We start from the raw sequence: 25,231 nt of genomic DNA, 5'->3' as shown, positions 1-25,231 counted from the left end.
CAATTTTATAAATACGCTATTACTTTTCTTATTCTACTTTTATTGGGGCATATTATGCTTTGAGCTAAGGCTTTTATACAATATAAAACTTTCTTTTGATGGCCTATTGTTCTTTAAAAATGATTTGAACCCTAAAGCTATAAACTGGATTTTTGGCCAGGTTCGTCACAAAAACTAGGATTGCACGTCTAGTTATTTCACCATAAACTTACCGTTAGGTTTTGGATTATTGGTATATTTGCATCGCATTTAGCAGAATTTTAAAGGAAACCATATTGGATGGCAATTTGGTGAAAGAGAGATGGATATGAAAAAAAAGGTCGCTTTCTACACATTGGGCTGTAAGCTCAATTTTTCAGAAACTTCAACGATTGCTCGTAATCTGGTAGACGAGGGTTTTACACGTGTAGATTTTACAGAACATGCAGATATGTATGTTATTAATACCTGTTCCGTAACCGATAATGCGGATAAGCGTTTTAAAACCATTGTAAAACAGGCCCAGAAAGTAAATCCGGATGCATTTGTTGCAGCTATAGGTTGCTATGCCCAGCTAAAGCCGGAGGATTTGGCAGCAGTGGATGGCGTAGATCTTGTTTTGGGAGCTACTGAGAAGTTCAATATAGCCAATTATGTTAACGACCTTTCTAAAAATGATTATGGGGAAGTTCATTCCTGTGAAATAGAAGAGGCCGACTTTTACGTGGGAAGTTATGCAATTGGAGATAGAACTAGGGCATTTTTGAAGGTTCAGGATGGTTGCGATTATAAATGTACCTATTGTACTATTCCTTTGGCAAGAGGAATATCGCGTAGTGATACCTTGGAAAATGTAGTAAAGAATGCCAAGGAAATTTCGGAGCAAGGGATTAAGGAGATTGTATTAACCGGAGTTAATATAGGTGATTATGGGAAGGGTGAGTTTGGTAACAAAAAACATGAGCATACCTTCTTGGATTTGGTAAAGGCATTGGATACAGTAGATGGTATCCATCGTCTAAGAATTTCCAGTATTGAACCCAACTTGCTAAAAAATGAAACCATAGAATTTGTTGGTAGTAGCAACACCTTTGTTCCCCATTTTCACATTCCTTTACAGAGTGGAAGTGATGTGGTGTTAAAATTAATGCGTAGGCGTTACTTGACAGATCTATATGTGGATAGAGTAAATAAAATTAGGGAGGTAATGCCAGATGCCTGCATAGGGGTAGATGTAATAGTAGGGTTTCCGGGCGAAACTGAGGAGCATTTCCTAACAACATATAACTTTTTGAACACTCTGGATATTTCCTATCTGCATGTTTTTACATATTCTGAAAGAGATAATACAGTGGCTGCAGAAATGGAAGGGGTGGTTCCTAAAAGGGTAAGAAGTAAAAGATCTAAGATGTTACGTGGGCTCTCAGTAAAAAAACGTAGGGCATTTTATGAGCAGCAGCTAGGTACAATGCGCACAGTGTTGTTTGAAAGTGAAAATAAGGAAGGGTATATACATGGGTTTACCGAGAATTATGTTAAGGTAAAGTTCCCTTGGGACCCCGAGTTGAGTAATACCTTGCAAGAGGTAAGATTAGATGCTATTGCAGAAGACGGACTCGTTAAGTGTACTATATTAGAGCAAGCAGGTGCAACCTTGCGTTAATGCTTTTGTGTGCGCTAATTATAGTTAAATTCGTGCATATTGATTTTTGCCTACAGGAATTTCATGATGGGAAATATGAATTAATAAGCCTTTCACGTTGAAGGGCTTTAATTATATTTTAATTCCAACGGGTAGCATTTCTCTGTATTGCTTGTTTTTTCTTAAAAAACCCGCAATTTCTGGACTGGTAGGAACCACCCGTAGATTTTGTTCCTGAAGGTGATTTAAAACACTTTTAATAAAGTTATCCCTAAAACCTGTACTATCGATCTCTTCTGGGATAACTAATTTGGTTAGGAAAACCTTGCGCTCCTGAGAGGAGTACTCTATTTTGGCCAAATGCCCATTAAGACTAGTTTCAAATTGACGTAAGAAACTATTGTCCTTAATTTCTACTTCATTCATATAGATTGATTTTATTAATTCATTAGTTTTGGATCAAGATATGTAATATAATAGTCCAAAATGAATAGTTAAAAATAAGTAGTTTCAAAAAAAACCAGAGTGTAAATTTAGTAATAAAAAAGCTATTTTCCTATTTATATAGTATATCCTTAATTTAATGAGCGATAATAGTATACATGTTTATTTTATGCCTGGAATGGCTGCGAATATTTCAATTTTTGAAAACATTCAACTCCCTCAAGAAAAGTTTGTCCAGCATTATCTAGACTGGGTAATTCCAACGAAAGATATTTCCTTGGAGGATTATGCCTTAGAAATGTGCCAGCGTATAGCACATCCTAATCCAGTACTTATTGGGGTTTCATTTGGTGGAATACTTGTGCAGGAGATGGCAAAGCATATCCCAGTGCGAAAGGTAATTATTATTTCCAGTGTTAAAACTAAATCAGAATTGCCTAAGCGGATGATTTTTGCTAAATACACTAAACTGCACAAGCTGTTGCCAACAGGATTGGTGAATAATGTAGAGCTAATGTCCAAGTATGCCTTTGGGGAAATGGCAACAAAAAGATTGGCACTTTATGAGCGATATCTTTCTGTGAGGGATAAATATTATTTGGATTGGTCCATTGATAAAATTGTCAATTGGAATCAGACCGAATATGCTGCAGATGTAATTCACATCCATGGAGAAAAAGACCCTGTTTTTCCATTTGCATATATTAAAGATTGTATTCCGGTTAAGAATGGTACTCATACCATGATTATTCATAGATATAAGTGGTTTAATGAGCACTTACCCTCAATTATTTTGCAATAAGGCAATTGTATTTAATATCTTTGACTTGGTTGTGGGTGTTCAGGTATAAGTAGATTATGAGACAGTGCTAGGAGAAACCCGATTATAAGTTTAACAAAAATAAAACTACGTACGATATGAAAATCTTAAAGAATATTTTAATGATATTGGGAGTGCTTTTTGTAGGTAGCACATTAATCTTTGCCGTTCAAAATAATAATGAGGATATGGCTATGGCAGAGGAATCAACTAGTGTTACAAGTAATAGTAATGTAAATGCCAATAATTCTGGTTATCGTATTACAGCCATAGATATTCCTGAGGGTTTAAACTTTGCGGGAGAAGTAGTTCCTTTTGAAGATCCAGAGATATTGGAGCGGGTAGATCGGGAATTTTTGGTTAATACCTATTGGCAGTCAAATGCGCTATTGTTTATGAAGAGGGCCCATAAGTACTTTCCAATTATAGAACCTATTTTGGCCAAGAACGGTGTTCCCGATGATTTTAAATATTTGGCACTTGCCGAAAGTGGTCTTCAGAATGTGGTTTCTCCTGCGGGGGCAACTGGATTTTGGCAAATAATGAGCGCTACAGGAAAAGAATACGGTTTAAAAATAAATAAAAATGTGGATGAGAGGTATCATATAGAGAAATCTACTGAGGTAGCTTGTAGATACTTAAAGCGTTCTAAAGAAAGATTCGGTAGCTGGACGATGGCCGCTGCTGCATATAATGCAGGCGCAGCAGGAATGCAAAGATATATGAGGACTCAGAAAGTAGAAGATTATTATGATCTTTTACTAGGGGAGGAGACTGGACGCTACGTATTCCGTATACTTGCGATTAAAGAAATCCTTTCAAATCCTGAGAAATACGGGTTTTATATAGAAGAGAAAGATCTATACAAGAAGGTGCCTACATTTACTATTGAAGTTGATGAACCTATCTCTGATTTTGCGGATTTCGCCCATGATTATGAAATCAATTATAAGATTCTAAAACGTCATAATCCGTGGTTAAGGGAGCCACATCTTAACAATACATCAAAAACAAAGTACGCTATTGAAATTCCTCAAAAAGGATATTATAAACTTTCAAAATAAATGTTTAGTTTTCTAGAAGGTAATATTTGGAAAATCCTTTTAGGAATAAATTATTTATTGGTCATATTGTTTTCTGTTTTTATCGTTCTTAAAAATAGAAACCCAGTAAAAACATTTTCCTATATTTTTGTACTGGCCGTACTGCCCTTTGTGGGGCTATTAGTTTATTATTTTTTTGGTCAGGATTATAGAAAGGATAAGATATTTGATAAAAAGTACATACTGGATGACGATAGATTAAGAAAATGGAAGAATAAGATTAGTCTTAATGAAGAGGAAAGAGAGGATTTAGAAGATCTTTTCGGAAAGGGGATTTTTAAGGTCTATCGCCTATTGAGAAATAATGAGAGAGCAGTGCTTACTTTTGACAATGAAGTGCGTATTCTAATTAATGGGGAAGAGAAATTTAAGCAACTTAGAAAAGACCTTTCCAATGCCAAGCATCATATCCATTTAGAATATTTTGTATTATTTGATAACAATCTGGGGAGTGAGATTATAGATATCTTATGTAAGAAAGCCCAGGAAGGGGTTATTGTTAGGCTAATATATGACGATGTAGGGAGTAGTATATCCTCCCAGAATAAAAGGAAACTTACCAAAAGTGGGGTACAGCATTTTGCTTTTCTTCCCGTTTTATTTTCCAACTCAACAAGTAAGCTTAACTATAGAGACCATAGGAAAATTGTGGTTGTCGATGGGGAAATTGGTTATGTTGGCGGGATCAATTTGGATCAGAAATATGATAATTCATTTGATAACCCTTTGTATTGGAGAGATACTCATCTACGCATTATGGGTGGTGCCGTGGGAGCGTTACAATCTTCCTTTATGCTAAGCTGGAATTTTGTTTCTAAGGAGGATCAAGAAATTGAGGAAATTCTTTTGCCCAAACAAAAAGCCAGTGTAAATGAACCTGTAGCGATACAAATTGCTGCTAGTGGACCAGATAGTGATTGGGCGAATATCATGGAAGCTATTTTTTGTATGATTAATTCAGCTCAGGATCGAGTGTTGATTACAACTCCATATTTTATGCCTAATGCACCTATACTAACCGCTCTAACCACAGCAGCAAGGAGTGGGGTAGAGGTGAAGATCATTATTCCTTATCAATCTGACTCCTGGCCAGCCCAATATGCAACTGATTCGTATATAGAGGAGTGTCTTCTATCTGGGATAAAAATATATAGATATAGCAAAGGCTTTGTCCATGCTAAGACCTTGGTTATTGATGATATGTTTTCCAGTATAGGAACTGCCAATATGGACTACAGGAGCTTTTCTATGAATTTTGAAATCAACGCTATGCTCTATAACAAGGATGTTAATCAGCAAATGGTAGATCAGTTCAACGTAGACTTGGAAGACTGTGAAGAGGTTACCTTGGACCGCTGGGAGAACAGGGGGATAAAGCGAAAACTTAAAGAGTCATTCAGTAGGTTGTTGGCACCATTACTATAGCGTCTCTGTTTTTGAATACAAAAAAAGCCAATACAAGATTTTTTTCGTCAAGTATTGGCAAATTTAAAATATAAATAATAAACGTTATGCTATGGAAAAATAGTAATTCTATCTAAAATTTAAAAATATTTTTTAGAATGATAATGTTAATAATTCAACTATATTTTTTTCATTTGTTGTTGCATCATCTTAATCTGGTCGGTTAGCATGTTTTGCTTGTCCAACTTTTTTGCTTCCTGTAGCAAGGTGGTAGCTTCCCTCTTTCTGCGCTTCTGCATGGCAATACCTGCCAAGCTTAATTTTGCCATAGCCACATCATAATCCATGTTAAGGCCAAGTTTTAAGGCCTTTTTAAAATACTTCTCAGCCTGGGTAAGGTTGGTCTGAGAAAAGATTATTCCGTTAAGGTAATTATAATACCCATGTTGTTTTTGGGTAAGCGCTGTTTCAGGCGCCTTAATTTTATCTAGCCATTTTTTTGTCCCAACAAGATCTTGCTTCCTCATTTTTAGGAAAGCTAAGAGAATTATTTCGTTTCTAAAATAAAGAAATACAAAAATAGAGGCCAGTAATATTAAGGAGATTCCGTTTCCTATATTTCCTTCTACAAATTGGTATACCGCATATGCAATGATTAATGCGGCAATGATTATTTTAAAGTTTTTGTTGAACATGTTCCTTATTAATTAATTCGTAAGTGATTTTAGATTTTATTGTTGTGGGCAATTCCTGGTCTCCCAATTGCACTAAGGTAGATACTCCAGTTGATATCCCTTCAACTGTCATTTTAATGATAAAGCCAGTATCTATGCTCGATGAGATTGTGGTATTTTGTGTGCCCTTTAATTTCATGCTGGTATTGGGGTCCTTAAAGTTCATTACTATAGTGCCCTTGCCAGTAATTGATAATTTCTGATCTGAAATTCCCTTTAATTGCCACATAGTGTTTGTTTTTAATTTTCCCGAATAGGTGTTTTCCCAAGTGTCATTTATTTTTACTTTTTCGTTGGGATATATAAAGGTCATCTGCTTGTAGCTGTTTGATAAGGCTTCTGAACCAAACTCTTTTCTCAAGGCGTTTTTCATCAGGTTAAGGGCAAATTCATCTTTAAGACCGGAGGCATTTGCCATTTTGGATACTAAGCTATCTCCTCCCTTTACATTAAGGATGTCCCCATTTTTAGCTAAGATTAAGGTAACTGGATTTTCCAAGATGGTATTGAAAATTTTGGACTGCATATCTCCTTCAACAATTTTCTTGGCCTTTATGTCCATTAACACACCTTCTATGCTAGAAGTCATTCTAAGATTTAAATCTTTAAATGTAAGGGCTATATTATACCCTTCTTCAACTTCACTTAAGACTTTGAATTCTAAAATCCCATTTATTAAATTGGTGATTTTATGGGATGCTCCATCTAATTCTTGGGTAATGATCTGCTCGGCATCTTGTTTCACTTTAAATACGTCTCCTTTGTGCAGATTATACCCCATGGATACTTGCCCAAAAACCACAATGTGTAACAGGGTAAAAATTGATAAAAGAAGAAAGCGCTTCATGTATATTTGTGATTCTTATTAAGCCGATGCAAAAGTAATAAATTAGTACCGGCCTATAGGTGGACAACTCTAAAAAAATATTTTTTTAATTACACTTGCCAAAGCAAAAACTCTTTGTATATTTGCACCCGGATTTTGTCTAGTACTATTGTAAAATCCAGAGAACTGTCAATAGAAACTTAAGAAGATTATAAAAAATACGCCACGATGAGCAAAAGAACATTTCAACCATCAAAAAGGAAGAGAAAGAACAAACATGGTTTTAGAGAACGTATGGCAACTGCCAATGGAAGAAAAGTTCTTGCTAGAAGACGAGCAAAAGGAAGAAAGAAATTATCTGTATCTTCTGAGCTGAAGCATAAAAAATAATGAGAATACTGTTTTTATAATTAACAAAGGTGTTACTTTTTCCAAAGTAGCACCTTTTTTTTGCCCGTTTTGTTTTTATATTCATAATACTCACTACAATGCCCAAAAGAAAAGATTTAAACTCTATTTTAATTATTGGTTCTGGTCCCATCGTTATCGGTCAGGCGTGCGAATTTGATTATTCCGGTACTCAGGCGCTTAGGTCCTTAAGAGAAGATGGTATAGAAACGGTACTGATCAATAGCAATCCAGCTACGATTATGACCGATCCTGCAATGGCCGATCATATTTATTTAAAACCGTTGACCACTAACTCTATCAGAGAGATATTGGAGAAACATCCAAATATAGATGCCGTACTACCAACAATGGGTGGTCAAACTGCATTAAACCTGTGTATAGAAGCAGATAATAAGGGTATTTGGGAAGATTTTGGAGTGGAGATTATTGGAGTAGATATTGACGCTATAAATATTACTGAGGATCGGGAAAAATTCCGTGAGCTTATGCTCAAAATCGGGATAGGCATGGCACCACAGGCTACTGCAACCTCGTTTCTAAAAGGAAAAGAAATTGCGCAAGAGTTTGGTTTTCCATTAGTAATCAGGGCTTCTTATACCTTGGGAGGTGCTGGTGCTTCAATTGTTTATAAACCAGAGAATTTTGATGAGATGCTTTCCAACGGTCTGGAAATTTCCCCTATTCATGAGGTGATGATAGATAAGGCCTTAATGGGATGGAAAGAGTACGAGTTGGAGTTGTTGCGCGATAAGAATGATAATGTGGTTATTATCTGTACCATTGAAAATATGGATCCTATGGGAATCCATACTGGAGACTCTATTACTGTAGCTCCTGCAATGACGTTATCGGACAGCACTTTCCAAAGAATGCGCGATATGGCCATCAAGATGATGCGTAGTATTGGAGATTTTGCAGGAGGATGTAACGTGCAATTTGCGGTAAGTCCAGATGAAAAAGAAGATATTATAGCTATTGAGATCAACCCGCGTGTATCACGTTCCTCGGCCTTAGCCTCTAAAGCTACAGGTTATCCTATTGCAAAAATTGCTGCTAAACTGGCAATTGGCTACAACTTAAATGAACTGAGCAACCAGATTACCAAATCTACTTCTGCTTTGTTTGAGCCTACGCAAGATTATGTGATCGTTAAAATACCTAGATGGAACTTTGATAAATTTGAAGGATCAGATCGTACTTTAGGACTTCAAATGAAATCTGTAGGTGAAGTAATGGGGATAGGTCGTTCTTTTCAGGAAGCCCTACACAAAGCTACACAGTCGCTCGAAATTAAAAGGAACGGACTAGGTGCAGATGGTAAAGGATATACCAATTATGAGGAGATAATCCAAAAGCTAACCATACCAAGTTGGGACCGAGTTTTTGTAATTTATGATGCTATTCAAATGGGAATACCGTTGAGTACCATTCATGAGATTACTAAAATAGATATGTGGTTCCTTCGTCAGTATGAGGAGCTATATCAATTGGAAAAAGAAATTTGTAAGTATTCAATAGAATCACTTACCAAGGATCTGTTGCTAGAGGCCAAACAAAAAGGTTTTGCTGATAGGCAGATAGCGCATATGGTAGACTGTTACGAAAGTGAGGTGTACAATAAACGTGTAGCTCTAAATATTAATAGAGTTTATAAATTGGTTGACACTTGTGCAGCGGAATTTAAAGCGATGACCCCGTACTATTACTCCACTTTTGAAGCTGAAATAGAAAAACCAGATGGTACAAAATATGTGCAGAACGATAGTGTTGTAAGTGATAAGAAAAAAATAGTGGTACTTGGTTCTGGGCCAAACAGGATTGGACAAGGTATAGAATTCGACTATTGTTGTGTACACGGAGTCTTGGCCGCGGCAGAATGTGGTTATGAAACCATTATGATCAATTGTAACCCCGAGACCGTTTCTACAGACTTTGATGTTTCGGATAAGCTTTACTTTGAACCGGTATTCTGGGAGCATATCTATGATATTATTAGACATGAAAAACCAGAAGGGGTAATTGTTCAGTTAGGTGGTCAGACGGCTCTTAAACTTGCAGAAAAACTAGATAAGTACGGTATTAAAATTATAGGAACAAGCTTTAAGTCGCTAGACCTGGCAGAGGATCGTGGAAGTTTTTCCACACTTCTAGAGCAAAACGATATTCCTTTTCCGCAATTTGGAGTGGCGGAAACTGCAGATGACGCCTTAAAACTTGCCGATGAGTTAGACTTTCCACTATTAGTGCGTCCTTCTTATGTTCTTGGTGGACAAGGAATGAAAATCGTGATCAATAAAGAAGAGTTAGAAGAGCATGTGGTAGATCTTTTAAGGAAGATTCCTAATAACAAACTTTTATTAGACCACTACTTGGATGGTGCTATTGAGGCAGAAGCAGATGCTATTTGTGATGGAGAAGATGTGTACATCATCGGAATAATGGAACATATTGAGCCTTGTGGTATTCACTCTGGTGATTCTAATGCAATATTGCCTCCTTTTACTCTAGGAGAACTTGTAATGCAACAAATAAAGGATCATACCAAAAAAATAGCCTTAGCTTTAAATACGGTAGGACTCATCAATATACAATTCGCAATAAAAGACGATGTAGTGTATATCATTGAGGCTAACCCTAGAGCATCTAGAACAGTTCCGTTTATTGCAAAAGCATATAAGGAGCCTTATGTTAACTACGCTACCAAAGTAATGTTAGGTGAGAAAAAAGTGAAGGATTTTAATTTTAATCCACAACTTGAAGGATTTGCTATTAAGCGACCTGTATTCTCCTTTGAGAAATTCCCTAATGTAAACAAAAACTTGGGTCCAGAAATGAAAAGTACCGGAGAGAGCATTTTGTTTATTGATAATTTAAAGGATGATCAGTTTTACAACTTGTACGCTAGACGTAAGATGTATTTAAGCAAATAAGCTTACATTTTATAGAGGAAGCCCGATATAAAAAACTCCTTTGCCCAATGTAGTGGCAAAGGAGTTTTTGGTTTAAGGGACAATGGTTTCTAAATATCTTTACGTATTAAATTTCTCCTACTTAAGCTAGTGAGTAGCTTTTTTAAAATTTTCTGCACCTCCAACAATAGGAATGGAAAGATGGGTATTGTCCAAATCTATTGTTAATTCCGTTCCTGGTTCTGGCCACAAGGTAAACTCTCTATCACTAGAGAAAATTAATAATCCAATTTGTTGTCCCTTCGGTATTATCTGATCATCAGGCATTAAATTAAAGGAAATTTCATAAAACTCCCCCGGATGTAATGGTTCCCCATTTGTTAAAGAGCTGTGGTTCTGTGGATCGGCCCATCCACGGGTTATAATATTATCGGTAATCTTAGCATTACTGTTGTTGTTCCATGGGAGGGACACTAACCAAACAGAGAGATTGGCTGCATCTTTGCTACTCGCTAAGAAAACGGATACCTTAGGTGTTCCAGAGATATGAAGATCCTCAGTTAAAGTAGGTGTGACAAATAAAAGTCGGTGATCGGTGTTCTCTGCCTGTGCCAAAATAGCACCCGAAAATGAGTAGTTGTCCACAATTTTTTCCTTTCCTTGGCCAGTTTCTTTTACAAGTGATAATCCTCCAACTTCTGGAGCACCTTTAGTTAGGTATAATGGTACGTGTGAAGCCTCAGGATTTGGATAATCCTTATAGGGGGTTGGTTGGTCCCTGGCATCATTTTCTCTTACTATCCAGGCCTTGGGATCGTTTTCTACATCATTCTCAATTCCGTGTAAATAACGGGTAAACCATCGGTTCATCATTTTTAAAGGAGGCTCACCGCCATGACCATCCTGGTGGTAATATGTTTGTACTGGTAGTCCCTTTTCTTTGGCAGCCTTATATATTCTATAACTGTGATCTGGCATTACGTTCCAATCATTAAATCCATGGGCCATTAATAAGGCAGCATTCATTGGCTTCATCTTGTTTAAATAATCGCGTTGTGCCCAAAAGTCGTTGTAGTCCCCAGTAATCCTATCCATGCCATTCTTCATTTCGGTATCCCTTACATTGGCATTGTTGTAAGCTCGCTTGCTTTCGTCACCACTATGGATAAAATCGTACAGCACATCAATATCCTCACCCAAATAGCCTCCTGGTGATCTTACTAGTCCATTGGATCTGTAATAATGATAATAAGAGGTATTAGGCGCTATAGGGATAATGGCTTCTAAGCCTTTCACCCCTGTTGTGGCTGCTGCTAAGGGAAGGGTTCCATTATAGCTGGTTCCAGTCATCCCTACTTTTCCAGTAGACCAATATGCTTTTACCCTTTCCTTGCCATAGGGCTCTGTAAATCCTTTGGCACGCCCATTCAGCCAATCTATTACGGCTTTTGGGGCTAAAGATTCATTTTCACCACCTACGGTAGGGGCGCCTTGCGAGAGGCCTGTGCCTGGGGAGGAGGAATGTACTACGATATACCCTCTAGGTACCCAAGTGTGGATATGTGAATTTGAAATTATTGGTCTTTTTCCAGTACGGACTACTTCGGGGTGAACGCGTGGTGGACCAGCTTCGCCAAGTTCATGTTTTACATCCCAAAAACTGCCTTCCACAAAAGGAGCTACCCCAGCAAAATAAGGGCTAGTAACGTAAATGAGCGGTAGCTTAAGTTTTTCAGTGTCTGTTTGGTAAGGTCTTGTAACGGAAACGTGCATCCGATCTTTTTTGCCATCTCCGTCCGTATCAAATTCGGTTTCTACCCAGAGATCGTGCCGTATCCATTTAGAAGCATCTTTAAATTCAGGAACCACCTGTGCTTCCCCATTTTCGAATATTAGGGTGGTTTTTTTAGCTGCTAAAACCGCTTCTTTCTGTGCATTTACATGGCATATAAAACCTATAATAAGGGATAGACAAAGGGCGAGGTTAACTTTTTTGGTCATAGTTAGAAAATTAGAAATTTAGAGTACAAATATTTATACAGCTTCATAAAACCTTATTTTTATTGGTGGGTTTTAAGTAAGATTAAGTTCATGCGGACTAATTCCATCTTTTTTGATATCTCCTTTTGACTAAAATTGCCTTAAATTTTAAACGGCTGTACATAATGCCACCAACAAGTAGTGCTGCGGCTACTAAAAGCACATTAAAATGGATTATTGTATAAAGGTAACCACCAATAATTCCGCCTAAAAAGAAGAAACTTATGATATAGAGTCGGAGTTTAATGTTGGTCAAAATATGTTTTTTGTTCGCATGTTTTTTAGGAAACATTAAATAGGATAGTTCTATTCCTAAATCTGTAAAAAGTCCGGTTAAGTGGGTGGTACGCACTACGGCATCCGATATCTTGGTGACAAATGAATTTTGCACCCCCATTGCAAAAAGTAAGAGACATGCAATTAGACTTGCTGATGGGTCTGGTGTTACTTGAACTAGTACCGCGACCAATAGTAAGGTTACCACTTCCAATAGGGTAGGGAGTACATAGATGTTTATCCTATCACCAATATTAGTTAGCTCTATAAGCGTGCTAGAAATAAAGGATCCAAAGAGGAAAGAAAGAATATAGAGTAAGTAAACAGTTCCTTGCCATGGTTCCCACCTATGGATTTCATCAATAAAAAATGCAAAGTGACCCGTTACGTTTGTGGTAAGCTTGTGGATAGATAAGAAACCGGTAACATTTACAATTCCCGCAACAAAGGAAAGTAAGGAAGCAATTTTTAAATTGTGTTTGGCGGTTCTATATTTACCTTGATGTCTAAACATTTGGAGTTCTTCTTATTGTTTTATTGGCCTAATCTGCTGTGACGTTATTATGTGCGTATAGTTTGTTGGCCCTGTGAAGGTCGGTTTTTATATTCGATTTTATCCTCAGAAAATAATCGAGTTGCCAATTCTGAGTGTTTTGTGCCGTTTTATTATCGGGTCTGTCCCATGGGGGATATACTCTAAAACCGCGTTTCCCCTCTTTCTTCGCGGTACTGATTATACCTTGATGGAGTAACAACGTTTTTGGAAATATAAATTGCCCAAATTGGTTATCCAATTGTACATTAATTACACAAAGGTCCATCTTATCCTCCTCATTATATGGGGAGGTGATGCCTAATATATTTCTTTTCCATAGCGTTACAAACTGCCCTATTTTTTTTGGTGTATTCTTAGCCATTCTCCCAATTATCGCCAATTGGTTAAGCTGATAAGTGCATGCATGGTATTCTGTACTTTCTGTAGAGAGGTATAGGTTGTCTATTACCCATCCACATGGCGTATATATTTCTTTGGATAGAAAATCCAAGTGAGCTGTAGATATTAAGGTGGATGCCATTTTCAATTAAAGAAGGAGTTTTAATGGTGTTGTACAGTGATGCACAATTTTAGTGGGATATAGCTTCATGGATTACTGGCCAAATATTCTGGGCAATTATTCGCTGTCCTTCAGCCGTAGGGTGAATTCCATCCGGTTGATTTAGTTCCGGAATTCCGGCAACGTTCTCCAGTAAAAAAGGGATCAATATTAAATTGTTTTGCGATGCCAGTTTGGGAAAAATATTTTTAAATTCGGAGGTGTATTCCGGACCCATATTGGGTGGAATCTGCATTCCTGCCAAAATAATGACCGTATCGGGGTTTTCTGTTTTTACTATATCGATGATATCTTGCAAGTTTTTTTTAGTTTCAGCTAATGGAATCCCCCTTAGTCCATCATTGGCGCCCAATTCCAAAACAAACACATCAACCTTTTGCTTAAGTACCCAAGATATCCTGTTCTTCCCACTTGCCGATGTTTCTCCACTTAAACCGGCATTTATAACCTTATACTGTAATCCAAGAGTGTCCATTTTTTCTTGAATGAGTGCCGGAAAAGCTTCGTTGGGATCAAGGCCCATTCCCGCGGTAAGGCTATTACCATAGAATAAGATCACCTTAGTGTTTTGAGATGGGATAGTTTTCGTTGTTTTCTGTTCGCTTTCTGCCGTATGGTCTTCTCCTTTTTTTTGGGAATTTTCCCCACAGGATATAAAGGAGATCAAAATAAATAAATAACAAAAGCTTAACAGGGTTCGCATGTAATAATGGATTAAATTAAAATCAATTTCTTATTTTCCCCACTTGCAACAAAGGAAACGAAAGCAACATTTGAAGAATAATGGCAAAGATATTAAACGTAAGCAATTTAGGGAAATCTTACTCTAGTGGTTCTAAAAAATTATCGGTACTTGAAGATATCACCTTTTCTATAGAAAAAGGCGATACCTTTTCAATTGTAGGTCCTTCTGGTAGTGGAAAAACAACTTTACTTGGACTTTGTGCTGGTTTAGATAGAGCCGATACAGGCAGCATAGAACTTTGCGGTACGGATCTTGGCGCTTTAAGCGAGGATGAGAGAGCGTTGCTTCGGAGTAGGGAAGTAGGTTTTGTATTTCAGAACTTTCAACTGTTGCCTACGCTCACAGCCCTAGAAAACGTGGTGGTGCCGTTGGAATTGCAGGGGGATAAGAAGGCATCTCAGATAGGGATTCAGCTGCTGGAGAAAGTTGGTTTAGCAAATAGGTTACATCATTACCCATCACAGTTATCAGGAGGCGAACAACAACGAGTAGCAGTTGCTAGAGCGTTTTCTAATCAACCTTCAATATTATTTGCAGATGAACCTACCGGTAATTTAGATGCCGAAACAGGTGAAAAGATAATTCGATTGCTTTTTGATCTTAATATGGATACAGGGACTACTCTGGTAATTGTAACCCACGACATGGAATTGGCGGAAATGACGCAGCATCAGATGAGGCTTAAGGGAGGAAAGATTGTCGTAGCTCAAAATACACCACTATTGTGAGAAAGAATTCCAACGATAATTCCCAAGCCGACTTTCTTTGGATATTAAAAATGGCTTGGCGGGACGGGAAAGCGAGTGCCAAAAAATTGGTGCTTTTTATGGCTTCCATCGTTATTGGAATAGCCGCAGTAGTCTCCATTCAGTCTTTTGGGGACAATCTTAAGAAAAATATTTCCTTACAGTCTAAATCCTTAATGGGTGCCGATTTCATTATAGACAGTAAGCAGCCTCCCAATACTAGGGTTATGGGAATTATGGATTCCCTTGGTGGTGCAAATGCCAAGGAAATTAACTTTCCTTCCATGGCTGTATTTGTAGATCAAGGCAGTTCAAAACTAGTCCAAATACGAGGAATTGAAGGCGGATTTCCATTTTATGGGGAAATAGAAACAGAGCCTAAAGAGGCGGCATCAACGTATCAGGAAAATGGAGCTGCTTTAGTCGATGCTACAGTAATGCTTCAATTGGGGGTGGTGCCCGGAGACAGTATAAAGGTAGGGGAGATTACTTTGCCCATTGCTGGATCAATTAATGCTATTCCGGGGAGTTCTTCGATATTTAGTTCTATAGCTCCACCAGTTGTAATCCCTTATCGTTTCATTGAAAATTCAGGATTGATACAGCAAGGAAGCCGACTGGAATATGAGTACTATTTTGTGGCCGATTCAAATATGGATCTAGAACTGCTAGATAAAACCCTGAATCCCATTTTAGACGCTGAAGAAGCAGATTTGGATACCCATTTATCTACTAGTCGTAATTTAGGTAGACGATATGATAATTTTGGGAAATTTCTTAATCTGGTAGCGTTTATTGCTCTTTTGTTGGGGTGCATTGGTATTGCAAGTGCCGTTCATGTCTATATAAAAGGGAAGCTGCCCAATGTTGCAGTGCTAAAGTGTTTGGGAGCAACAAAAATACAGACATTCTTAATTTATTTAACCCAAATCGCTGCAATAGGCTTTTTGGGCGGACTAATTGGGACTGCAGTAGGATTGCTGTTACAACAGGGGTTTCCTATAATTTTACAAGGATTATTGCCTGTGGAGGTTCAGGTTTCGTGGGCACCCCAAGCTATTTTTATGGGGCTGACACTAGGGGTGTTTATGTCGGTTTTGTTTGCTCTATATCCATTAATGAGCACCCTTTACGTTTCCCCATTGCAGGCATTGAGGATTGGAAATGATAACGAGTCTGCCTCCAAATTATCGGGCGTTCTTGTTTCGGTTGGTATTTTTATTTTTATATTTATTTTTTCGTTATGGTTGCTTAGGGATTGGCGTTATGCAGTTGCATTTGTTGCTGGTATACTAACCACCTTTTCCATATTGGCAGCGGTAGCCCACTTTTTAATGCGTGGGATAAAAGTGTATTTCCCTTCTTCCTGGAGCTTTACTGCCCGGCAGAGTCTATTAAATTTATTTCGACCACAAAACCAGACTTTAATACTAATACTGGCTATTGGAGTAGGTACCTTCTTAATTAGTACATTGTACTTCACAAAGGATTTTTTACTAGCGCAGACCAATTTGGAAAAGCAGGCGAATAGTCCTAATATTATACTTTTAGATGTTCAAAATGATCAGCGCGTAGACGTTGCGGGAACCATAAGGGATAATGCGCTATCTGTATTGAACGATATCCCGATCGTAACCATGAGGGTACAGGAATTAGATGGTAGGTCTGTGAACGAGGTGCGAAAGGATACTACCTCAACTGTGAGAAGATGGATCTTAAACCATGAATTTCGGGTAACCTATCGCGATAGTATAACCTCATCAGAATCAATAGAATCCGGGATTTGGATTGGGGAAGTGGGACAGGAATCAGAAATTCCTATATCTGTCAGTGATAATTTTGCGAAGGATGCCAAAATAGCCTTAGATGATAAAATTACATTTAATGTACAAGGGGTGATCATGAATACAAGGGTCGCTAGTATTAGGACCGTGGATTGGAGTAGTATGCAGCCCAATTTTACCATAGTTTTTCCTAAGGGAGTGTTGGAAAATGCCCCTCAATTTAGAGTGTTGACCACTAATGCCCCAAGTCAGGCTAGTTCCGCAAGATTACAAAGGGATCTAGTCAGCAAATTTCCCAATATCTCTATATTGGACCTTAGGCAGATATTGGTCGTTATAGAGGGGCTGCTCAATAAAATATCCTGGATAATTAATTTTATGGCTTTCTTCAGTATCCTTACTGGGATAATAGTTCTTCTTGGGGCTATTCGTACTGGTAAATATCAACGGATCAAAGAGAGTGTGCTGCTTAGGACCTTAGGGGCCAAAAGCAGTCAAATCTTGAGGATAACCGCTTTGGAATATCTTTATTTAGGGGTTTTAGGTAGCTTCTCAGGAATAGTACTTTCTTTAGTAAGTAGTCAATTAATGGCATGGTGGGTTTTTGACGCACCATTTGTACCGTCCATGGTGCCATTTTTAGTGTTGTTTCCTGGAATTGTATTATTGGTATTATTTATTGGACTTTTAAACAGTAGAAGCGTTATTACAAGTCCACCCTTGGTTGTGCTTAGAAAGGAAGGGGATTAAAAGATAAAGCACATTGCAACATTTAAGTTGGAATTAAATTACAAGCCAAAATGGTAACGCTTTTGTGCGATGCAATGGCTCTTGGACTTATATTGCTTTTATATTTGCTTTTAACCCCTCCGCTATGCCTAAAATATTCTGTACTGTTTCCTTTAAATAGAATTTGATGATCACATGGGGTATCCTAATGGTGGTAAAACCATTTTTAAAGGAATGCATGGCCTCTTCCAAGTCAGTAATTGCCTGTTCGTGGGAGATACGATGATATTCGGTATCTACTTCAATATTCAGTCTCACCCTGGAGATTGCAATATCTACAGACTTTTTACCATCCCACCATTCCAACGTGGGATCAATGCCTGCGTCTTTTAAGCCATAATACAATTGTATGGCCTCTTTTGGCGTGCCTTTAAGTTTAATTATTTTCTCCACTCGGAGCATGTGTTTTGCGCATAGCTCTAATCCAAAAGCGTCCATTGCATTTTTATGGTCAATATAGTTAAGCCTTTCTTTACATTCTAAACAGGTCATTTGTGTAGGTTAAGAAAATTAATTTGGGACTGTTATAACCTTAATATTTGAGGATTATTATATGAGCCTACCGCAAAAAAAAGAAGTTTTAGATGAACTGCAACATTTCGGATGAACAGCATCCTGAATGTGATATAATCTTCTTAATTTCATTGAAAACCTGCTTAATAAAAATATTTAAATATATTTATTTGTAGGTAAAAATAACAATAATACGAGGAAAATTCTACTTGTTTTTCCATAGCTATATTTTTTATCGTGATGGGATGTAATAGGTTATTTGGATTCTTTTATTTTTATAATATCTTAAACCACCTTCTTTGTTGTTTTTATTTAGATTAATTCGTTAAAACTATTATGGTCTAAAGGTTGCATTGGGTGTATGCTAATAAAACTATCCTTAGCCTTTATAATTCCAAATATTTTGGTAGTCCAAAGGAATTATTACCTTCAATTTACAGTTGCTTTTTTTTCCCTAAGTCCTTATCTCTGTTGTTGTAATAATGTAGTTAAGATACGCTCGAGTTTCGTACTTGGAGGAGATTTATTATCTTAATCTTTAGTTGTTTAGGCTAGGGGCATACTATAACTAGTTTAATAATATTCCGAAAGAAATATTATTATTGGTGCTGATGTAAGGGAGAAGGTGTCTTTTAAAATTGTTCTAATCTGTTTTATGATAAAATATAATATTGATATCAATTGTGATCTGGGGGAGGGGTTTAACAATGAAGACTTGATTATGCCTTATATTTCATCTTGTAATATTGCTTGTGGTGGACACGCAGGGGATAGGGAAACAATGAAAAGAGCGGCAGGCCTAGCCATGGAGTATAAGGTACTGATAGGAGCACATCCATCTTATCCAGACCAGAAGAATTTTGGACGGATTACCATGGACATTCCAGACCTAGAACTTATACAATGTATAAGGGCCCAAATAACAGGATTGGAAAGTGTGTTAAAGGAGTTCAATATTCCTTTGTCCCATATAAAACCCCATGGTGCTTTGTATAACGATATTGCTAAGAATAGGAGATTGGCAAATATTGTTATTGTGGCTATCGAGGACTATAAGGAAAAGGCTGTGTTGTATGCGCCTTATGGGTCAAAATTTGGCGAAGTGGCAGTAGCAAATGGATTTCAGGTGAAATACGAGGCTTTTGCTGATAGGAATTATAATGCAGACGGCTCTTTGGTATCCCGTACACAACGCAATGCTTTAATACAGGATCCTGTTGAAGTTCTAGAACATTTGCGATATATTGTTAAAAATCAAGAGGTGATAACGGTGGATGGGAACTCAATAAAATTGTTGGCAGATACCTATTGTATACATGGGGATGAGCCTTCAACATTACAAATATTAACGTATCTTTCCAACGAGTTACCAAAGCATAAAATTCTTATCAAAAATTGAAAAATTATAATATTTCGTTTCGACAATTCGGTCTACATACCATTTTGGTTGAGTGGCCAAAAAAAGTAGAGGAGGATGTTTTGTTGGATATTTTAAAATTTGTCCGTCACCTTAAAAAAAATCATTTATATGTACCAGAATGGGAATTTATACCGGCCTATAATTCACTTACCCTGGTATGCAGGAATAAGGTGCTTAATTTCACTGAACTTATACCTCAGCTTAGAGAGTGGTACAATAATAAAATTGAGGAGGATATAACAGATAGGCACCTATGGAGGCTACCCGTATGTTACGATGAAGAGTTTGGAATAGATCTTGTCGATACTGCCCATAAATTAAAACTTTCTGTAAATGACCTAATAGCGCTCCATGCCTCTTCTGTGTATACTGTTTTTGGAATAGGGTTTTTACCAGGCTTTATGTATTTGGGAGGAGTGCCAGAAGCCTTGGAAGTGCCTAGAAAAGCAACGCCACGTGCAAAGGTGCCTAAGGGGGCTGTTGCTATTGCAGGGAAGCAAACTGGAATCTATCCCCAAGAATCTCCCGGGGGATGGAATATAATTGGTAGTTGTTCCGTACCGATGTTCAACGCAGAAAAGGAAGATCCCTGCTTTGTAAAGGTGGGCGATAAAATTCAGTTTTATCCCATCTCTAAAGGGGAGTATAAGCTGCACTTAATTGAGAATGAAGTTGGGATATATAAAATGGAAAAAATAAAATTGGATGCTTAAAATTTTAAAACCTGGTTTTTTTACTACAGTGCAGGACTGCGGTAGGTTTGGATATCGCGATAAAGGAGTTCCTGTTTCTGGAGTAATGGATTCTTATGCAGGAGCTAAGGTGAATGCCCTTTTGGAAAATGAAGAATCAGCTGCAGTACTGGAAATTACTATGACCGGGCCAACATTGGAATTCCAGGCGGATACTTTTATCGCCTTAGGGGGTGCCGAAATGACGGCTACTTTAAATAATACGCCTGTTTCAAATTATAAGGTAATTAAGGTGAAAAAAGGCGATGTCCTAAGCTATGGGAAATTGGAAAGCGGGTTTCGTGCTTATTTAGGAATCAAAAATGGCTTTACAACTTCTCTTCTTCTGGGAAGTAGGTCTTTTTTCTTCCCGGTTACGGAGCGGAATTCCATAAAATCCTTGGAAAGCTTGCCGTATTCACCAGTTAAAGAATTTGCTCCTAAAATTTCAGAAATGAAAGTAGATGCAGATCTAGACAATGCAAGTCTAAAAGTCTACAGGGGTCCAGAATTCGAAGAATTAACGGATAGGCAATTAGGGGAGTTGTTTTCCAAAGAGTTTTCGGTTGCAAAAGAGAACAATAGAATGGCTTATCAACTAAATGAAACCATAGAAGGATCTAATTTATCCATGTTAACCTCTGCGACTTTGCCAGGGACGGTCCAGCTGACCCCCTCAGGAAAACTAATCATACTTATGAAAGATGGACAAACAACTGGAGGTTACCCTAGAATCTTGCAACTGGCAGATAAATCGATTGATATTCTTGCCCAAAAAAGATCGGGTGATTCTATACGTTTTACTTTATAATTTAAAAATCCTAAGAATTTTTTGTAGATAGATTTTTAATATCTAATTTTACCCAAATGAAAATAAATAACATCATAATCAATGTAGTCATTATTATCCCTTAATGGGGATGATGCGGATTTCTTTTGATTAAAAAAGCCTGTATCATATATAAAAGATACAGGCTTTTTTGTTGGTTACCTTTGGAAAGGAGATTTTCACCTTAAATAAGCATAGATTAAACTGAAATACTGAAGAATAAAACCCTACTGAATATGATATGAATTATCTATCTATCTATTTGACTGTCAGATAGTTAACCTGCAATAGGTGAGACTGGATTTAAATCATTCATTTATGTTAAGGAACTAATGGGTTTTAAACTTTTATCTTTGGTAGTTGTACTGTATTAAAATAGAAAGAAATAAATCAATGGAATTAAATAAGTTTAGTAAAAGCGTTACTCAGGATCCTACCTTGCCAGCAGCTCAAGCGATGTTGCATGCCATTGGATTAACAGATGAAGATTTGCAAAAACCATTAATAGGAATAGCTAGTACAGGTTACGAGGGCAATCCTTGCAATATGCATTTGAACGATTTGGCTACGTATATTAAAAAAGGAGCTGATAATGCTGGTTTGATTGGGTTGATTTTTAATACGATAGGAGTTAGTGACGGAATAGCAAATGGTACTCAGGGGATGCGATATTCATTGCCTTCTAGAGATATTATTGCAGACTCAATGGAAACCGTGGTACAAGGTATGAGTTATGACGGTCTGATTACTGTTGTCGGCTGTGATAAAAATATGCCTGGCGCTTTAATGGCTATGTTGCGTTTAAATAGACCTTCTATATTAGTTTATGGGGGTACTATTGCTTCCGGTTGCCATAATGGTAAAAAATTAGATATTATTTCTGCATTTGAGGCATATGGTCAGAAAGTAGCAGGAACGATTGACGAGTCAGAATTTCAAGAAGTTATTCATAAAGCATGTCCGGGGGCAGGTGCTTGCGGGGGTATGTATACTGCAAATACTATGGCATCTGCGATAGAAGCATTAGGGATGTCGCTTCCATTTAACTCTTCCAATCCGGCGGTAAGTAGTGAGAAATTAAAGGAACAGGAATCTGTGAGGGCCGGTGAAGCGCTACGTCTATTATTAGAGAAAGATATTAAGCCATCGGATATCGTATCCAAAAAATCCTTAGAGAATGCTTTTAGGCTGGTTACCGTCCTTGGCGGGTCTACCAATGCTGTACTTCATTTTTTAGCTATAGCAAAAGCGGCTCAGATCGAGTTTACTTTGGATGATTTTAAAAGGATAAGCGATACTACTCCGCTATTGGCAGATCTTAAGCCAAGCGGTAAATATTCAATGGAAGAACTTCATAATGTAGGGGGTATTCCAGGAGTACTAAAATACCTATTGGATAATGATATGCTTCATGGGGATTGTTTAACGGTAACAGGTAAAACTCTAGCAGAAAACTTAGAGAATGTACCTAATTTACTAGATGGGCAAGACATTGTAAGGACGTTAGATAAACCAATAAAAGAAACAGGCCACATTCGAATTCTTTTTGGAAACTTAGCTACGGAAGGAGCGGTTGCAAAAATTACCGGAAAAGAAGGATTGTACTTTAAGGGTACGGCCAATGTATTTGATGGGGAAGATGCCGTAAATGAAGGTATTAAGAACGGAAAAGTAAAAAAAGGAGATGTTGTAATAATTAGGTATGAAGGTCCTAAAGGAGGCCCTGGAATGCCAGAAATGTTAAAGCCAACTTCTTCTATTATGGGAGCAGGCTTAGGTAAAGAGGTTGCTTTAATTACAGATGGTCGTTTTTCCGGAGGGTCTCATGGGTTTGTAGTGGGCCACGTTGCACCGGAAGCGCAAAATGGAGGTAATATTGCCCTGGTAGAAAATGGGGATGTTATTATTATTGATGCGGTGAAAAATACCATCAATATTGAAGTTTCAGATGAGGAATTACAAAGTAGAAGAGCAAACTGGACAGCACCAGCGCTAAAGTTTCAGCGTGGTGTCCTTTATAAATACGCAAAAACAGTATCGTCTGCATCCAAAGGGTGTGTTACGGATGAATTTTAACGGCAAATAAATAATTTCCTATTTAGGAAATATTAAGGGTAGAGATACCAATATGTTAACCGATTTGGTTTGTGATTATGGAAACATTGAAAAAGGAGAAAATAGAGTCAAAAAAGAAGGAAACCCTAAGAATTAGTGGTGCCGAGGCTATTATCCATTGCCTATTGGCAGAAGGGGTAGATTTAATTTACGGATATCCAGGTGGCGCTATTATGCCACTTTATGATGAACTATATAAGTTTCAGGATAAGCTTACCCATATCCTTACCCGCCACGAACAGGGTGCTACCCATGCTGCCCAAGGGTATGCTAGGGTTACTGGGAAAGTGGGAGTAGCTGTTGCAACTTCGGGTCCGGGAGCAACTAACTTAGTGACAGGTTTGGCTGATGCTCAGATAGATTCTACTCCAATGGTGTGTATCACCGGTCAGGTACCTCGTGAATTATTGGGGTCTGATGCTTTTCAGGAAACCGATATTATCGGAATTTCTACACCGGTAACCAAATGGAACTGTCAAGTTACCAAAGCTTCGGAAATTCCGGAAGTATTGGCAAAGGCTTTTTATATTGCTCGGTCTGGGAGGCCAGGGCCTGTATTGGTAGATATCACTAAAAACGCTCAGTTTGAGGAGTTCGATTTTACTTATGAGCACTGTAAGGGGGTTCGTAGCTATAATCCGTATCCTAAACCAGATCCAAAATCGATAATAAGCGCCGCCGAATTGATCAATTCGGCCAAAAAACCACTAATTGTATTTGGTCAAGGCGTAATATTAGGTGAGGCCGAGGAGCAGTTGAAGGCCTTGGTTGAAAAAGCAGGAATTCCTGCGGCCTGGACTATTTTGGGACTATCGGCCATGGATACCGATCACCCCCTAAATGTTGGAATGGTGGGAATGCATGGGAATTACGCACCAAACGTTCTAACCAATGAGTGTGATGTATTTATCGCTATTGGGATGCGTTTTGATGATAGGGTTACCGGTAGCTTGGCTACTTATGCGAAACAGGCCAAGGTAATCCATTTTGATATTGATCCCGCAGAGATTAATAAGAATGTGAAAGCCGATGTTGCCGTATTGGGAAACGCTAAAGACACCTTGGGACTTATTTTGCCGTTAGTAAACCCCAACAAGCATGAAGAATGGCACAATATATTCAAGGAAAAGTATGAGATTGAGTTTGAGCAGGTCATTAAAAATGACGTTCATCCTACTAAGGAAAAACTCACTATGGCTGAGGTTATAGAAGAAATCAATTTAGCCTCCGGTCATAAAGCAATTATAGTTTCGGATGTGGGCCAGCATCAAATGATCGCTTGCCGATACGCTAAGTTTAAACAATCTAAAAGTAACGTTACTTCTGGAGGTTTGGGAACAATGGGATTTGCTTTACCTGCAGCTATTGGCGCCAAAATGGGAGCAATGGATAGAGAGGTAGTGGCTATTATCGGAGATGGAGGTTACCAGATGACCATTCAGGAACTAGGAACCATTTTTCAGAATAAAACTCCTGTAAAGATTGTAGTACTGAATAACGATCACCTGGGAATGGTTCGTCAATGGCAAGAATTGTTTTTTGAAAGTAGATATGCTTCTACAGTAATGGTAAATCCAGACTTTGTAAAAATTGCCGAAGGGTATAGCATTCAAGCAAAACGTATAAGTGAGCGAAAGGACCTTAAAGCAACCATTCAAGAAATGTTGGCCTCTAAAGATGCTTATTTCCTTGAGGTATGTGTGGAAAAAGAGGATAATGTTTTTCCTATGGTGCCTTCTGGAGCTTCCGTGTCGGATATTAGGTTAAAATAAGAAGGGATGTAAACTGAATTGGTCAGGTGGACTAATCAATTCAGTAAAAAAATAAATATTAATTAAAATTGCCCAAATATCTAG

General features: G+C 37.8%; 21 protein-coding genes. 13 read left to right on the top strand and 8 right to left on the bottom strand.

Translation table 11 applies throughout. The features are described 5' to 3' along the window. Positions 1 to 307: 307 nt before the first annotated feature. Complete coding sequence (gene mtaB, locus G466_RS0104765) at positions 308 to 1,642, top strand: tRNA (N(6)-L-threonylcarbamoyladenosine(37)-C(2))-methylthiotransferase MtaB (RefSeq protein ID WP_084418741.1); 1,335 nt, start codon at positions 308 to 310, stop codon at positions 1,640 to 1,642. Positions 1,643 to 1,753: 111 nt separating this feature from the next. Here mtaB and G466_RS0104760 read toward each other — a convergent pair whose 3' ends face one another. Then, positions 1,754 to 2,047 (bottom strand): N-acetyltransferase, encoded by a 294-nt coding sequence (locus tag G466_RS0104760; RefSeq protein ID WP_026812628.1) that lies wholly within the window; start codon positions 2,045 to 2,047, stop codon positions 1,754 to 1,756. Between the two features lie 157 nt (positions 2,048 to 2,204). Between G466_RS0104760 and G466_RS0104755 the strand changes: the two genes are divergently transcribed. The 3 genes from G466_RS0104755 to cls all read left to right on the top strand — a co-directional run bounded on the left by G466_RS0104755 (position 2,205) and on the right by cls (position 5,413). Further along, a complete protein-coding gene (locus G466_RS0104755) occupies positions 2,205 to 2,867 on the top strand; it encodes an alpha/beta fold hydrolase (RefSeq protein ID WP_026812627.1) in 663 nt (220 codons plus the stop codon). Positions 2,868 to 2,983: 116 nt separating this feature from the next. Beyond that, positions 2,984 to 3,949 carry a lytic transglycosylase domain-containing protein gene (locus tag G466_RS0104750; RefSeq protein ID WP_026812626.1) on the top strand — a complete coding sequence of 322 codons (966 nt, stop codon included), beginning with the start codon at positions 2,984 to 2,986 and terminating at the stop codon, positions 3,947 to 3,949. Beyond that, positions 3,950 to 5,413: a cardiolipin synthase gene (cls, locus tag G466_RS0104745; RefSeq protein ID WP_026812625.1), complete on the top strand. Its 1,464-nt coding sequence runs from the start codon at positions 3,950 to 3,952 to the stop codon at positions 5,411 to 5,413. It abuts the gene before it with no gap. Between the two features lie 158 nt (positions 5,414 to 5,571). On the opposite strand, the gene G466_RS0104740 is transcribed toward cls, so the two are convergent. Both G466_RS0104740 and G466_RS0104735 read right to left on the bottom strand, forming a co-directional pair. After that, a complete protein-coding gene (locus G466_RS0104740) occupies positions 5,572 to 6,087 on the bottom strand; it encodes a hypothetical protein (RefSeq protein WP_026812624.1) in 516 nt (171 codons plus the stop codon). Next, positions 6,068 to 6,973, bottom strand: a complete 906-nt coding sequence (locus tag G466_RS0104735) for a DUF6263 family protein (protein WP_026812623.1) — start codon at positions 6,971 to 6,973, stop codon at positions 6,068 to 6,070. Before G466_RS0104735 ends, G466_RS0104740 begins: the two co-directional genes overlap by 20 nt. Positions 6,974 to 7,180: 207 nt before the next feature. Between G466_RS0104735 and rpmH the strand changes: the two genes are divergently transcribed. Further along, a complete protein-coding gene (rpmH, locus tag G466_RS0104730; protein ID WP_026809253.1) occupies positions 7,181 to 7,342 on the top strand; it encodes a 50S ribosomal protein L34 in 162 nt (53 codons plus the stop codon). 98 nt (positions 7,343 to 7,440) lie between these two features. Beyond that, positions 7,441 to 10,293 carry a carbamoyl-phosphate synthase large subunit gene (gene carB, locus G466_RS0104725; protein WP_026812622.1) on the top strand — a complete coding sequence of 951 codons (2,853 nt, stop codon included), beginning with the start codon at positions 7,441 to 7,443 and terminating at the stop codon, positions 10,291 to 10,293. Positions 10,294 to 10,419: 126 nt separating this feature from the next. On the opposite strand, the gene G466_RS0104720 is transcribed toward carB, so the two are convergent. The 4 genes from G466_RS0104720 to G466_RS0104705 form a co-directional block, all read right to left on the bottom strand. Then, positions 10,420 to 12,273 (bottom strand): Xaa-Pro dipeptidyl-peptidase, encoded by a 1,854-nt coding sequence (locus tag G466_RS0104720; protein WP_026812621.1) that lies wholly within the window; start codon positions 12,271 to 12,273, stop codon positions 10,420 to 10,422. 97 nt (positions 12,274 to 12,370) lie between these two features. Then, positions 12,371 to 13,102, bottom strand: a complete 732-nt coding sequence (locus G466_RS0104715; RefSeq protein ID WP_026812620.1) for a YoaK family protein — start codon at positions 13,100 to 13,102, stop codon at positions 12,371 to 12,373. A 28-nt stretch (positions 13,103 to 13,130) separates the two neighbouring features. Then, positions 13,131 to 13,664, bottom strand: a complete 534-nt coding sequence (locus G466_RS0104710) for a MepB family protein (protein ID WP_034234688.1) — start codon at positions 13,662 to 13,664, stop codon at positions 13,131 to 13,133. Positions 13,665 to 13,713: 49 nt separating this feature from the next. Beyond that, on the bottom strand, positions 13,714 to 14,406 hold the full coding sequence (locus G466_RS0104705) for an arylesterase (protein WP_026812618.1): 693 nt from the start codon (positions 14,404 to 14,406) through the stop codon (positions 13,714 to 13,716). Between the two features lie 80 nt (positions 14,407 to 14,486). Here G466_RS0104705 and G466_RS0104700 point away from each other — a divergent pair, with 80 nt between their 5' ends. After that, positions 14,487 to 15,176, top strand: a complete 690-nt coding sequence (locus G466_RS0104700) for an ABC transporter ATP-binding protein (RefSeq protein WP_026812617.1) — start codon at positions 14,487 to 14,489, stop codon at positions 15,174 to 15,176. 50 nt (positions 15,177 to 15,226) lie between these two features. Then, on the top strand, positions 15,227 to 17,728 hold the full coding sequence (locus tag G466_RS0104695) for an ABC transporter permease (RefSeq protein WP_026812616.1): 2,502 nt from the start codon (positions 15,227 to 15,229) through the stop codon (positions 17,726 to 17,728). Positions 17,729 to 17,815: 87 nt separating this feature from the next. On the opposite strand, the gene G466_RS0104690 is transcribed toward G466_RS0104695, so the two are convergent. Next, positions 17,816 to 18,259, bottom strand: coding sequence for a hypothetical protein (locus tag G466_RS0104690; RefSeq protein ID WP_026812615.1), 444 nt, complete (start codon positions 18,257 to 18,259; stop codon positions 17,816 to 17,818). Between the two features lie 676 nt (positions 18,260 to 18,935). Between G466_RS0104690 and pxpA the strand changes: the two genes are divergently transcribed. The 5 genes from pxpA to ilvB all read left to right on the top strand — a co-directional run bounded on the left by pxpA (position 18,936) and on the right by ilvB (position 25,147). Further along, the gene (gene pxpA / locus G466_RS0104685; protein WP_026812614.1) at positions 18,936 to 19,679 is read left to right on the top strand and encodes a 5-oxoprolinase subunit PxpA; all 744 of its coding nucleotides are present in this window, start codon (positions 18,936 to 18,938) and stop codon (positions 19,677 to 19,679) included. Beyond that, positions 19,676 to 20,413: a 5-oxoprolinase subunit PxpB gene (pxpB, locus tag G466_RS0104680; RefSeq protein WP_026812613.1), complete on the top strand. Its 738-nt coding sequence runs from the start codon at positions 19,676 to 19,678 to the stop codon at positions 20,411 to 20,413. The genes pxpA and pxpB overlap by 4 nt, the downstream gene beginning before the upstream one ends. Beyond that, positions 20,406 to 21,242 carry a 5-oxoprolinase subunit C family protein gene (locus tag G466_RS0104675; protein ID WP_026812612.1) on the top strand — a complete coding sequence of 279 codons (837 nt, stop codon included), beginning with the start codon at positions 20,406 to 20,408 and terminating at the stop codon, positions 21,240 to 21,242. Before pxpB ends, G466_RS0104675 begins: the two co-directional genes overlap by 8 nt. Positions 21,243 to 21,653: 411 nt before the next feature. Next, on the top strand, positions 21,654 to 23,336 hold the full coding sequence (gene ilvD, locus G466_RS0104670; protein WP_026812611.1) for a dihydroxy-acid dehydratase: 1,683 nt from the start codon (positions 21,654 to 21,656) through the stop codon (positions 23,334 to 23,336). Positions 23,337 to 23,413: 77 nt separating this feature from the next. Next, on the top strand, positions 23,414 to 25,147 hold the full coding sequence (gene ilvB, locus G466_RS0104665; protein ID WP_026812610.1) for a biosynthetic-type acetolactate synthase large subunit: 1,734 nt from the start codon (positions 23,414 to 23,416) through the stop codon (positions 25,145 to 25,147). Positions 25,148 to 25,231: the final 84 nt, after the last annotated feature.

Source organism: Arenibacter certesii DSM 19833 (genome assembly GCF_000429545.1).
GTDB classification, from domain to species: Bacteria; Bacteroidota; Bacteroidia; order Flavobacteriales; family Flavobacteriaceae; genus Arenibacter; species Arenibacter certesii.
Note: the sequence above shows the minus strand (reverse complement) of the source record. Positions and strands in the feature narration are given on the sequence as shown.

What these genes read in the sequence shown, in the direction of transcription:
- cls (WP_026812625.1), top strand. Translation starts at nt 3,950, where the DNA reads ATGTTTAGTTTTCTAGAAGGTAATATTTGGAAAATCCTTTTAGGAATA.
- rpmH (WP_026809253.1), top strand. Translation starts at nt 7,181, where the DNA reads ATGAGCAAAAGAACATTTCAACCATCAAAAAGGAAGAGAAAGAACAAA.
- G466_RS0104750 (WP_026812626.1), top strand. Translation starts at nt 2,984, where the DNA reads ATGAAAATCTTAAAGAATATTTTAATGATATTGGGAGTGCTTTTTGTA.
- G466_RS0104760 (WP_026812628.1), bottom strand. Translation starts at nt 2,047, where the DNA reads ATGAATGAAGTAGAAATTAAGGACAATAGTTTCTTACGTCAATTTGAA.
- G466_RS0104675 (WP_026812612.1), top strand. Translation starts at nt 20,406, where the DNA reads ATGCTTAAAATTTTAAAACCTGGTTTTTTTACTACAGTGCAGGACTGC.
- G466_RS0104715 (WP_026812620.1), bottom strand. Translation starts at nt 13,102, where the DNA reads ATGTTTAGACATCAAGGTAAATATAGAACCGCCAAACACAATTTAAAA.
- pxpA (WP_026812614.1), top strand. Translation starts at nt 18,936, where the DNA reads ATGATAAAATATAATATTGATATCAATTGTGATCTGGGGGAGGGGTTT.
- G466_RS0104695 (WP_026812616.1), top strand. Translation starts at nt 15,227, where the DNA reads ATGGCTTGGCGGGACGGGAAAGCGAGTGCCAAAAAATTGGTGCTTTTT.
- G466_RS0104755 (WP_026812627.1), top strand. Translation starts at nt 2,205, where the DNA reads ATGAGCGATAATAGTATACATGTTTATTTTATGCCTGGAATGGCTGCG.
- G466_RS0104720 (WP_026812621.1), bottom strand. Translation starts at nt 12,273, where the DNA reads ATGACCAAAAAAGTTAACCTCGCCCTTTGTCTATCCCTTATTATAGGT.
- G466_RS0104700 (WP_026812617.1), top strand. Translation starts at nt 14,487, where the DNA reads ATGGCAAAGATATTAAACGTAAGCAATTTAGGGAAATCTTACTCTAGT.
- carB (WP_026812622.1), top strand. Translation starts at nt 7,441, where the DNA reads ATGCCCAAAAGAAAAGATTTAAACTCTATTTTAATTATTGGTTCTGGT.
- G466_RS0104710 (WP_034234688.1), bottom strand. Translation starts at nt 13,664, where the DNA reads ATGGCATCCACCTTAATATCTACAGCTCACTTGGATTTTCTATCCAAA.
- G466_RS0104740 (WP_026812624.1), bottom strand. Translation starts at nt 6,087, where the DNA reads ATGTTCAACAAAAACTTTAAAATAATCATTGCCGCATTAATCATTGCA.
- mtaB (WP_084418741.1), top strand. Translation starts at nt 308, where the DNA reads ATGAAAAAAAAGGTCGCTTTCTACACATTGGGCTGTAAGCTCAATTTT.
- ilvD (WP_026812611.1), top strand. Translation starts at nt 21,654, where the DNA reads ATGGAATTAAATAAGTTTAGTAAAAGCGTTACTCAGGATCCTACCTTG.
- ilvB (WP_026812610.1), top strand. Translation starts at nt 23,414, where the DNA reads ATGGAAACATTGAAAAAGGAGAAAATAGAGTCAAAAAAGAAGGAAACC.
- G466_RS0104705 (WP_026812618.1), bottom strand. Translation starts at nt 14,406, where the DNA reads ATGCGAACCCTGTTAAGCTTTTGTTATTTATTTATTTTGATCTCCTTT.
- G466_RS0104690 (WP_026812615.1), bottom strand. Translation starts at nt 18,259, where the DNA reads ATGACCTGTTTAGAATGTAAAGAAAGGCTTAACTATATTGACCATAAA.
- G466_RS0104735 (WP_026812623.1), bottom strand. Translation starts at nt 6,973, where the DNA reads ATGAAGCGCTTTCTTCTTTTATCAATTTTTACCCTGTTACACATTGTG.